11 protein-coding genes are annotated in these 11,152 nt (G+C 44.7%); 9 read left to right on the forward strand and 2 right to left on the reverse strand.

The window, feature by feature from the left end:
* Positions 1-3: 3 nt before the first annotated feature.
* The 7 genes from IFO66_RS20925 (at position 4) to IFO66_RS20955 (ending at position 5,441) form a co-directional block, all read left to right on the forward strand.
* Positions 4-414 (forward strand): hypothetical protein, encoded by a 411-nt coding sequence (locus tag IFO66_RS20925; protein WP_192026982.1) that lies wholly within the window; start codon positions 4-6, stop codon positions 412-414.
* A 97-nt stretch (positions 415-511) separates the two neighbouring features.
* Entirely contained in the window at positions 512-652 is a 141-nt protein-coding gene (locus IFO66_RS20930; RefSeq protein WP_192026983.1) for an XkdX family protein, read from the forward strand.
* Positions 653-829: 177 nt separating this feature from the next.
* On the forward strand, positions 830-1,288 hold the full coding sequence (locus IFO66_RS20935; RefSeq protein ID WP_192026984.1) for an ArpU family phage packaging/lysis transcriptional regulator: 459 nt from the start codon (positions 830-832) through the stop codon (positions 1,286-1,288).
* A gap of 222 nt (positions 1,289-1,510) precedes the next feature.
* Complete coding sequence (gene uvsE / locus IFO66_RS20940; protein ID WP_192026985.1) at positions 1,511-2,512, forward strand: UV DNA damage repair endonuclease UvsE; 1,002 nt, start codon at positions 1,511-1,513, stop codon at positions 2,510-2,512.
* A gap of 145 nt (positions 2,513-2,657) precedes the next feature.
* Positions 2,658-3,428 carry an enoyl-ACP reductase FabI gene (gene fabI, locus IFO66_RS20945; protein ID WP_028594719.1) on the forward strand — a complete coding sequence of 257 codons (771 nt, stop codon included), beginning with the start codon at positions 2,658-2,660 and terminating at the stop codon, positions 3,426-3,428.
* Between the two features lie 233 nt (positions 3,429-3,661).
* Complete coding sequence (locus IFO66_RS20950) at positions 3,662-4,486, forward strand: sulfite exporter TauE/SafE family protein (RefSeq protein WP_192026986.1); 825 nt, start codon at positions 3,662-3,664, stop codon at positions 4,484-4,486.
* Positions 4,487-4,586: 100 nt separating this feature from the next.
* Positions 4,587-5,441, forward strand: a complete 855-nt coding sequence (locus IFO66_RS20955) for an inositol monophosphatase family protein (RefSeq protein WP_192026987.1) — start codon at positions 4,587-4,589, stop codon at positions 5,439-5,441.
* Positions 5,442-5,527: 86 nt separating this feature from the next.
* Here IFO66_RS20955 and IFO66_RS20960 read toward each other — a convergent pair whose 3' ends face one another.
* A complete protein-coding gene (locus tag IFO66_RS20960; RefSeq protein ID WP_225445955.1) occupies positions 5,528-6,874 on the reverse strand; it encodes a C39 family peptidase in 1,347 nt (448 codons plus the stop codon).
* A gap of 575 nt (positions 6,875-7,449) precedes the next feature.
* Here IFO66_RS20960 and IFO66_RS20965 point away from each other — a divergent pair.
* On the forward strand, positions 7,450-7,854 hold the full coding sequence (locus IFO66_RS20965; protein WP_028594723.1) for a hypothetical protein: 405 nt from the start codon (positions 7,450-7,452) through the stop codon (positions 7,852-7,854).
* Positions 7,855-8,323: 469 nt separating this feature from the next.
* Here IFO66_RS20965 and trpB read toward each other — a convergent pair whose 3' ends face one another.
* Complete coding sequence (gene trpB / locus IFO66_RS20970) at positions 8,324-9,493, reverse strand: tryptophan synthase subunit beta (RefSeq protein WP_192026988.1); 1,170 nt, start codon at positions 9,491-9,493, stop codon at positions 8,324-8,326.
* Positions 9,494-9,792: 299 nt separating this feature from the next.
* Here trpB and IFO66_RS20975 point away from each other — a divergent pair, with 299 nt between their 5' ends.
* Complete coding sequence (locus IFO66_RS20975; RefSeq protein ID WP_192026989.1) at positions 9,793-10,677, forward strand: ROK family protein; 885 nt, start codon at positions 9,793-9,795, stop codon at positions 10,675-10,677.
* Positions 10,678-11,152 lie beyond the last annotated feature (475 nt).

An 11,152-nucleotide genomic window follows, 5' to 3' on the forward strand; every position in this document is an offset into this window, starting at 1 on the left:
AAAATGAAAGAAGCCATAAAAGTAAATCTTGATGGATTTTACATCGAACCTACGCTTGTTGCGGACTCCGTAACAGGCGTTTTTCCTATTACAGAGACAGCGCAAACGGGCTCATCTAGCACTGGTACTTCTAGTACAGATAAACCCAGCGAGCCAGTAACGGTAGGCTATATGGTCGCAGTAGAAGTGCCAACTGGATTGTATAAGCCGCGCTGGAGCTTTGATTTGGAAGAATGGGTTGAAGGGCTAACACAGCAAGAGATCGACGCTTTGCATCAGCAACAACAAGAGCCTGTTTCTAGCACAGAAATGCTCGGACGACAGCTCGTTGAGCTCAAGCTCCAATCTATGCAACAGAAAAATGAGATTGACTCCTTAAAGCAGCAGCTAGCTAATTCACAAGCAAGCAAATAGTGGTCATACCTCATGCAAGTAGCCAACAAGAGATTCGAGACTGCTCGGAATGGTTTAATGACGATTAACAGCGATAAATAGAAGGGAGATTGGAACAATGGAATTTTGGAAATATGCATTCGATATGAATTGGATCAACGCGGATATTCTTCGTAAAGCTGTGCGAACAGGGAACAATCCATCAGGAGAGATCACACCAGAACAATACCATGAAATTACATCAATTAGCTATGTGTAACACGCCTCTTCTCAGCCCCCGGATAATCCGGGGGCTTTATTTGTTTACAGGAGGAAATATCGTTTCGATTATATTTGTATAGCAAAAGAGATATATGAAAAATCACTTGAACAAGAACGTTTGTTCGTATATAATAGAGATATAAATACTGCAGATGTGAACAAAGGCGGTGCTACGATGCTTTGTGGCGTATCTTTCGACCTTCCGGATTTAGACAAGGAAGCGACTCGTAGAAACGTTGAGGCGGTACTGGAGAAATACCGGATGTATAAGCAAATTGGTTATGAAGTGAAAGAAACGAGGCTGACTTCTTCCTACACGGTGCGTTCCCATGGACCGACGAATCGAGTAACGGATCAGACTGGGGAGATTGCTGCGGACAATGTAGATATTCCTGAGAAGATGCGTACATATTGCGAGCGAGTGGAGAAAGCTACACAGCGCTTGCCTGAGAAGGAACGACAGCTTATTACCGAACGCTATCTGAAGGAAGATGGTGTTTATGACTACCAAGTGTACAGCTTTACGTTCGATCCTCCTTTATCCGAGTACAGTTACTACAAGCTAAAGTGGAAAGCCATTTCCAAATTAGCCATTTCTCTTAATGTCCAGGTGTTTGTTGACACGACTTCTTGATTGGTATCTTCCAAAAATACACGCGTGCACATAGCCGGTGGTCGTTTATTTCTCCGGCTTCGTGCAGTAAAGTCTGTTTATATAATCTCCGTACTTCTTTCTGGTTTTAGTTGTTCACATGTATAATTTCCTCCATTTCGGCTTTATTCTAACCTCCAAGTATGATCCAATCTCTTGATTGGGATGCTAGTAAGTAGCAAATCAAACATTGGAGGTACAACTATGCTTGTCCGCTTCGGATATGTAGCGATGTCGGTAATCGTGGAGAATTGTTCGCCTTCACGTACGATGACGTATACGAGCTTTTGTAAGATTGATGACCGGGAGGCTGCGATTCGCAAGCTGGAACGGTTGGCTGAGGAGAACTTGACCAATACGCTGCGATTATTGAAGCATAATCGTGCTCATCATATTGAGTTGTACCGCTGTTCCAGTAAGCTAATTCCGCTTGCTACACATGAAGCGTTAGCAGATTGGGACCCCTTTATCGCTTTGAAAGATCCATTTGCAGCAATTGGTGCGTATGCCAATGAACATGGGATGCGGCTTAGCTTCCATCCTGATCACTTTACTGTGCTGAGCACGCCTCGTGAAGATGTGCTGCATAACTCGATCCGTGACTTGAATCATCATCTTCGCATGCTTGAAGCGATGGGACTGGATGCGCGAGCGAAGAACAATATTCATATTGGCGGTGCCTATGGCAATAAGAAGACAGCAGCCGAGCGATTCAAGAGTAATTTCAAATTGCTCTCCGAGCCTATTAAGCAGCGATTGACGCTGGAAAATGACGATAAAACCTTTACTGCGGCAGAGACACTGGAGGTGTCTGAGCAGCTTCAAATTCCAATGGTACTTGATATTCACCATCATTGGGTCAATCATGAGGGGGAGCAGTTATCTGAGTTGTGGCCAAGAGTTTTGAGGACGTGGGATACCCCATATGCTCAGGCGGACGCACCAGCTGATGATCTGCTTTCACCTAAGATTCATGTATCGAGTCCGAAGAGCGAGAAGGACGTTCGGGGGCATGCTGATTATGTCGATGTGAAGCCGCTGCTAGCTTTTCTAAGGGATATAGCCCCATATACAGATAGGCTGGATGTGATGATTGAAGCGAAGAAGAAAGATGATGCACTCTTTCAATTGATGCATGACCTTACTCAGTATAAGGGCGAAGGGGTTTCGCTCATAAGCCCTGCATCTGTGAACATCCAATCTTAATGATGGTCGTCACTTGAAAAGATGCGCGAAATACGTTACCTTGTACAAAGAAAGCAAACCGTTTATTGGAGAATCTTGTACGTACAGCAATGTACAAGCTGGAGCTTGCCAATTGTTCAACGGTGAGAGGAGGATATGTAAAAGTATGTCCCAAGTATTAGCAGGTAAAAATATCGTCGTCATGGGTGTTGCAAATGATCGTAGTATTGCGTGGGCAATCGCGCAATCGTTGGCAGCTCAAGGCGCAAGACTAGCGTTTACATATGAAAGCGAGCGTGTAGAAGCTCGTGTCCGCAAGCTGGCGGAAACGATTGAAGGTTCTGTTATTCTTCCTTGTAATGTTACTGTGGATGAAGACATCGACCAGCTTGCAGTCCAATTGAAAGAGCATTTTGGTACCCTTCATGGTATCGTGCACAGTATCGCATTTGCGAAGACAGAAGAACTTACAGGAATGTATGTGGATACGTCCCGTGCAGGCTTCGCGCTAGCGCATGATATTAGTGCATACTCTCTTGTAGCTGTTACGCAGCGTTTGCACCCGCTTATGACTGAAGGCGGAAGTGTCATGACGATGACGTATTTAGGTGCAGAGCGCGCGATGAAGAACTACAACGTTATGGGTGTAGCAAAAGCTGCGCTGGAAGCGTCTGTTCGTTACTTGGCGAATGACCTTGGTCAACATAATATCCGCGTAAATGCTATATCCGCAGGTCCAATTCGTACATTAGCAGCGAAGGGGATTGGCGATTTCAACTCCATCTTGAAGCAAGTGGAAGAGAAAGCTCCGCTTCGTCGTACAACAGATGCTGCAGAAGTAGGGGATACGGCGATGTTCTTGATGAGCCCATGGTCCCGCGGTATTACAGGGGAAGTCATCTACGTGGATGGTGGTTACAACATCGTATCTACTTAGTTAAATGATTAACGGCGGTGATCAGGCTTGTGCGTTCGCCTGCCTGATTGCCACGCGCCTTGCACAGGTGTCTTCTTATGAGACGTCATCCTATGCAGGGCGTTTGTTCTATGTGCCGCTAATATTATGCGGTGCAATTGCGGAATGCCTCACAAAGGTTGTGGTTATATTCGAGGCACGGCGACAATAAATAGAAGCTATGGGCTTCGTTAACACGAAAGAAGGAACTTGGCATGTGGCTTGAGATTTTGCTGCTCGGGATAATTGGATTCATTGCAGCGACATTCGGCAGTGTGGTCGGTTTAGGAGGAGGAATTATTCTCGTTCCTGGCCTCGTTTATCTTGGACCATGGCTGCTTGGGGAAGCGGTTTCATCGCAGACAGCGGTCGCAACTTCGTTGGCTGTGCTCATATTTACAGCGCTGTCTTCTACGCTAGCTTACTCCAAAGTCAAACGAGTGGACTGGAGAAATGGCTTAATCTTCTTCATAACGAGCGGCCCCGGGTCGATGGTTGGTGCACAGCTCGCACAGTATTTTCAAGATAGCTCATTCCAGTTGGCGTTCGGCTTTTTTATGTTGGCGATGGCTGTGTTGATGATTGTAAAAGAAAGAATGAAGCCGTTACAGATTCAATGGCGTCGTATGCAGTCGTTTACAGATGGAACAGGTGCAACGCATGAATATGGTCTAAATATCCCGCTTATGCTGCTGATCGGGTTTATGGTCGGCTTAGTCTCGGGGTTGTTCGGCATTGGTGGGGGTTCCTTGTTCGTGCCGTTAATGGTTTTGCTATTTCGCTACCCAGCCCATATTGCAACAGCAACCTCGATGTTTGTCATTTTCCTAAGCTCGATATTGGGCACGTCTGTCCATGCATGGAACGGCTCTGTGGACTGGATGCTTGTACTGATCTTGGCTCCAAGTGCGTGGATAGGAGGTAAGTTCGGTGCCGCGATAGCCAATCGAATGTCAGGCAAAGGGCTGCTGCTGCTGCTGCGATTGACTTTGCTCGTCATTTCCCTTCGTATGATTATAAGTGGATTTATGGCTGATTAGTGGAATTTGAGTGATTCAGGATAATTGGATGAAACTTCGGCAAGGAGGCAGCGTATAGTTAAGGATATGACATTTTTATACAGAAAGTAGTGAGAGAGGATTGAATCAGGATAAGACACCTTACGTTGTAACGGGGAAAAGTTTTACCGCTGTGGCCATCAATTGTGCTGCAAAAGCGGGTGAATGGATCAAAAGTCGACTCGGTCAATATAAATCGTTAGAAGTGAAATCTTCCATGCACGATGTTGTAACGGAAGTGGACAAAGGTGCGGAGTTAATGATCCGCAAGCTAATACGAACTCATTTTCCGAATCATAGCATTTTGGGTGAAGAGGGAGTAGGTTGCGGACAGGCGGCTTCGGAAGAAGCACTCAAAGAAGCGTTGCAATCCGAATACCTTTGGATTATTGATCCGCTGGATGGGACAACGAATTATGTTCATGGCTTTCCATTCTTCTCGGTATCGATTGCATTGGCGCATAAAGGTGAAGTAATTGTCGGTATCGTGTATGACCCGATAAGGGACGAGTTGTTCGTCGCAGAGAAAGGAAAGGGTGCTTATGTCCGCGGTCAGCGGATGCAGGTAGCAGACGAGAAGAACTTACATGGCAGTCTTATCGCATCAGGATTCCCTACGGACTTCACTCGGGCACTGCCAGTGAATCTGAAAGGCATTCAGGCCCTTGCACCTAAAGTGCGAAATATCCGAACGGCAGGCTCAGCAGCCCTACATATGGCGTATGTGGCAGCTGGTCGTCTAACAGGATTTTGGGAGCTGAACTTGAATGCGTGGGATTTAGCTGCCGGCAGCCTTCTTATCTCTGAAGCGGGCGGGAGTATTACAGATACACATGGTCAGCCGTACCATCTTGGAGTGAGAGATGTGTTAGGCTCAAATGGCCATATTCATGCTGATTTCATTCAAGTGCTTAAGGATGCGGATGCACAAGGCTAATAGATTAAAAAACGTGAATATAGTGTTTGAATAGACGTATACAAAAAAACAACCTGCATGCAGTTGAACTGCTTGCAGGTTGTTTTTTACGTTGCTGGTTCCATAATTGCAATGGCCTGAGAGCCCATTTGCTCCCAGCCGCGCCGGAAGGCATCTATTTTGATGCGATCTGTGCGACCAAGTGGATCTAGGACATACATGTATTGTTTATCGTAGCCTGTAACAAGTAATGAGTGCTCGTAATAGGTAATCCGAACAGGTCCAGTCGGTGTTTGCCATTGATGCCAAGCATTTTCAGGAACTGCATCATACAATGTCGTGTGAATGACCCATACAGGTATCCCTTGACCGACCGTATACTTCAAATGCTCAAAAGTGGTACCTGTGATATCCGCTACTCGACCAGGTGCATACTGTTCTGCTAATTCAGCGATTGGCTCATGATACACACCAAGCCCAGGGTTACTAATATTGTACATATCGCCTACAAAGCCATCGTGCGGATTCCCGAAGTAAATCGTATTTCCAACCTTTTTGTAAGGAGTTGGTTCTTTTTTGATCTGTTTAGCAAGTGTCATCTTGTCGACCTGAATGTCATTTGCATATAACAGCATGGCGAGCGCAGTGACCTCACAACCACGAGGCAGCTCAGGCAGCTGCATAATCGCTTTGGCTTTCTTATGGCGTGCCGTTATAGGAGCTGGCTTAGCAGGATCCCATAACACTTGATTACTACCGCGATAAGTCACCTTACGACCAGAATTTTTTCTTGCATAGGCAACAGCCTCATTCCATGTCTTAAATAATGCCTGACTATGATTCGAAGCTTCCACGGTGAAAGAACCAAATGCTTCATAGGCAATATAGGAAGAGAGTTCTTCACGCCAAGCAGTCATCCGTTCTGAGTCTGGAGCATTTTTGCTACGAGATAACAGCACAACACCATCTTCTATATGAAGATTGCGTCCAAATGCTTCACTTGCGGCTCGTAGTGGAACATAAGTAATGCCGTCTTTTACCACAGGTTTGGTTTGGAGCTTGAGTGGCTTACCATCTACTTTAGCCTGAGCTTTTGTTAACGTGTATTGAATGCTTCCTTCGTCTGAAGTAAGCGCGATATTTCCTAGTTTATTGTCGTACGTGAGCTCTGCATCAAAGCTGTCTGCTAAGAAGCGAGCGGGTATGAGTGTTTCGCCGCTAGATTGATAAGGAGCAGCATGTTTCGTTTTCGAATCGATCGGTACTAAATACGGCCCTACAATTGCAGTGTTGCTATACAACATGAGCACAATATCATCGGTAGGCATCTCGAATGAGAAGCGTCCTTCATTGATCTTGGACGATATCAGACGTTGTAATGGAAACACGCACAAGGTGATAATAATACAGAATAGCAGCCAGCGATTCATCTGGCGAACAAGGCGTGACACCATTGCATCCTCCTACTAGTTACGTGGACATAGTTATACTTATTTATCGGATAGGAGATGGGGAAATGTTAGTTCAAAAGTTGATTTGAATAATAGAAAAAGCCCTCTAGCGAAGGCTTTAGAAATAAAGAATACTATTACATTTTATCACGCCTGTTGATTAACCATATATTTGAATGTTACTCATAGCAGATATCAGGAAACTTCCCCAGCATAAGAAGGCGAGAAAAATGTGCAAAGCTAAGCGTCGGATAGTTTGCAAGGGCTCCATTTCCAACTTGAAACAAACGTGCAATTCACGTATTTTTCGACTAGCTTCTTGTGCAGTGCAGCATGCCCGAAGCTAGTCTGAAATAACCGCACGAACTAGCTACATGCTCAGATTCGATCCGTAATTATGTAAGCTTCATTGTCTCAGGTTTAATAGAAAAAGTCGAAAATCGTATTATTTTATAGGTATATTTACAACTAGATGAAGATCATATATGATCCGTTTTGTGTAGGCAATTCTTACCCATGGAGGTGAATTTCTCGTTATTAGGCTTACACTATCCGTAAAATCAAAGGAGGATTAGATCATGAAAAAAACGATGACCAAAATAATGCTAATCTTTGTACTTATCATCGCCATGTTGCCTGCCGTTAATGCTTCCGCTGCAACAGTTCCGTTGCCTTGGCCAGATAGTAGTGGTTTTTATGAAGACATAACAGGATCGGGAACTCTAGTTGTAAATTTTACGGGAGGAAATGCCCATCCTAATCCAGATGCAGGCGGTGCAGGGTACTGGAGTTTAACGATAGTTGGACCAATCGTCGCTGGGCAACCCTATAACCCATATGCTGGTCCAGGCGGGCCGACATTGTACCATCAAAATATGAGCAGTCATGCCGTCCTCCATAATCTCCCACAAGGAACTTACAGAGTATTTGTCCGTGTAGGTCCTTGGGCATCCATCACTGATTATTCAGCTACATTCCAATAACACGTCTTAGTTTCTAGCAATCTACATTCCGATTTGAAAAGGGAATATCCCAAAAGCAGAAGAGCACTGAAAAATCGTTTTATAGTTGCCTAGAGCAGCGACGAAACGATTTTTTTGTGATTTTTGCATGTAATGTTCCTTAAATGCTTCAGATTCGCGGCACTCAACTACGTGTTATTTAAACATTGGAACAATCGGAACAGAGGACGTTTTGTCTTCGTATAGTAGCCCGATCTTGGACGAGAATAAACGATATCCGCAAGCTGTTCACCAACGGAACCATCATGGTGAGAGGCAATGCTTTCAACGACATCCCATAGTGGTCGCCTCGTTTCTAAATCGAGTTGTGTGGTGCAATCGATTTTACAGAAAAGGCGACCTTCTTGCTGCATAATTTTTGTATATTATTGGTTAATCAACAGGCGTGACATTTTATTATGAAAATAGTTATGAACGGTATGTTATCGATTTATTTAGTTTGCTTCAACATTTCATAGACTTGCTCCACATCTTTATCACCACGTCCAGAAATGTTAATGATAACAATCTCATCTTGTTTCATTTGCGGAACTAGTTTTATAGCGTGTGCAACAGCGTGTGAGCTTTCCAACGCAGGGATGATACCTTCTGTTTTGGATAAGCGCATAAACGCGTCCAGCACTTCTTCGTTGGAAACCGTTACATATTCTGCTCGGCCTGATTCTTTCAAATAACTATGCTCTGGACCTATTCCAGGATAATCAAGTCCAGCTGCAATCGAGTAAGTGGGAGCTGGCTCTCCGTTTTCATCTAACAGTACGAGACATTTAAAGCCATGAAGAACAGCTGGCACGCCTTGTGTTAGTGCGGGAGCCTGATCAGGCTCTACTCCAATCACACGAACGCTCGGCTCGTCCAAATAATGAGCAAATGCGCCAATCGCATTGCTGCCACCGCCTACGCACGCAATGATCGCATCTGGAAGTCTTCCCTCGGCCTGCAAGATTTGCTCTTTTGATTCTTTACTAATAATCGCCTGAAAATGACGAACGATCGTAGGGAATGGATGAGGCCCAACGGCAGAGCCAAGCAAATAAAATGTAGTTTCATAATTCGTAACTAAGTCATTGAGCGCTTCATCGACAGCGTCTTTAAGTCGGCCTTGTCCTTTATTTACAGAAACGACGGTAGCGCCCAACATCTCCATGCGGAACACATTGAGTGCTTGGCGGCGAATATCTTCAGCACCCATATAAATGACACAATCCATCCCGAACATCGCACACACGGTGGCTGTTGCAACGCCATGCTGACCTGCGCCTGTTTCAGCGATGACGCGCTTCGCCCCCATACGTTTAGCGAGAAGAATTTGACCAAGTACATTGTTAATTTTGTGAGAGCCTGTGTGATTCAAATCTTCACGCTTCAAATAAATACGAGCTCCGCCTAACTGTTCGGTGAGATGCTTTGCATAGGTAAGTGGACTTGGTCGTCCGACATATTCACGTAAATAGTATTCGAACTCAGCTGTAAATTCAGCGTCATCCTTGTAGGTCTCAAATGCTTCTGCCAAGTGATCCAGCACCCCTTGTAACGCTGGCGGAACATAACTTCCCCCGAATGAACCAAACATGCCTGGAGTAGATGTTGTCATAGTCATGGTTTGTCCCCCTGTTCGAGATAAATAGAATGGAAAAAGGTTGAAATACATTTATTTTAGCGGAGAATAGAATGGAAAGTCTATCCTTTTCGGGTGTGATAGAGAGGTTTCGTATTTCTTAAAATGTATAGCTGCTTATGTGTGAAATGGTTGAGTTATAGTCTATGTTTAATATTGGATTACAAAGATATAAATGATATAATCAATATGTGTTGGAAGCGCTATCGTAAGACGATACTTTCCTAGCGGCAGCGCTTCGTGTAGAGGAGAGAGCAGTACGAAGGAGCGGAGATACGAACATGACAGTACTGGGAGCTATTGAAGGCGGCGGAACAAAGTTCGTCGTCGGAATTGGAACATCGGATGGAACCATTATTGAAACGGAATCTTTCCCGACAACAACTCCAGAGGAGACAATGGAGCGTACGGTGCAATTTTTCCAAAACAAAGGTGTGGAAGCGATCGGGTTCGGCTCATTTGGCCCTGTTGATTTGAATCGTGCTAGCGATACGTATGGTCATATTGCGAAGACACCGAAGCCGTATTGGAGCGGGTATGATGTCGTTGGACATTTGAAGCGTCATTTCCAAGTGCCGATCGGGTTCGATACTGATGTGAATGCAGCGGCGTTAGGTGAAGCGACATGGGGCGCAGCACGAGGATTGAACAGCTGTCTATATATTACGATTGGTACGGGTATCGGTGCAGGTGCTGTTGTAGAAGGGAAGCTTGTGCATGGATTGACTCATCCAGAGATGGGGCATATCGTTGTACCACGTCATGTAAATGATACGTATGCGGGCAAATGTCCTTACCATGGAGATTGCTTGGAAGGCTTAGCAGCAGGGCCAGCGATTGAAGAGCGTTGGGGTGTAAAGGCTTTTGAATTGGGCGAAGACCATCAGGCATGGGAGTTCCAGGCTCATTATATTGCGCAAGCACTCATGAATTATATTTTGATCTTGTCTCCTGAAAAAATTGTGCTTGGCGGCGGCGTATCTAAGCAGCGTCATTTGTTCCCTCGTATACACGAGAAATTGCGTCAGCTATTGAATGGATATGTGCAGCATCCGGCTATTTTGACGGATACAGCTTCCTATATCGTATCTCCAGGCCTAGAGGATCGCGCAGGAATTACAGGATCTTTGGCTTTGGCAGTGCAAGCTTTACATGAGCATCGTTAATTGATGCTCATATAGCAAGAGTATTGCTTCAATAGAAGCCTCCATTTCCGCTTAAATAGTGGATATTTGGAGGCTTTTTTGTCTTTTACTTTTGTCTTTTACTTTTGTATGTTGCAACCCATGTGAAGAGCAAGAACGGTGAAAGCAGGGTAAAGGACATACAAAACTCTAAAAAACTCTATAAAAAAATGATTCTGACCTCAGCCCAATTAAGCTAATCCTCTCAATCTCATCCGTTTAGATCTATCTGCTTGTAAGAATGCATGCAGTAATGCATCAATTTAGCCCTTATCTATGGTTAAGATGCTAATTCCTGCGATTTTGCATCTTTTTCTCGCTGTTTTCTCCCTTGTAGGGTCAAGTCCATATTTATGTGTAAATTCCTCGCCGTCAAAATGGTTTATCCACTATTTGGTTTGAGGACGTCGCCAAGTATGGTACGCATTGAGATCTACGTACTTTTTCCCTGTCGTCC

This window comes from Paenibacillus arenosi (assembly GCF_014841135.1).
Classification (GTDB): domain Bacteria; phylum Bacillota; class Bacilli; order Paenibacillales; family Paenibacillaceae; genus Paenibacillus_B; species Paenibacillus_B arenosi.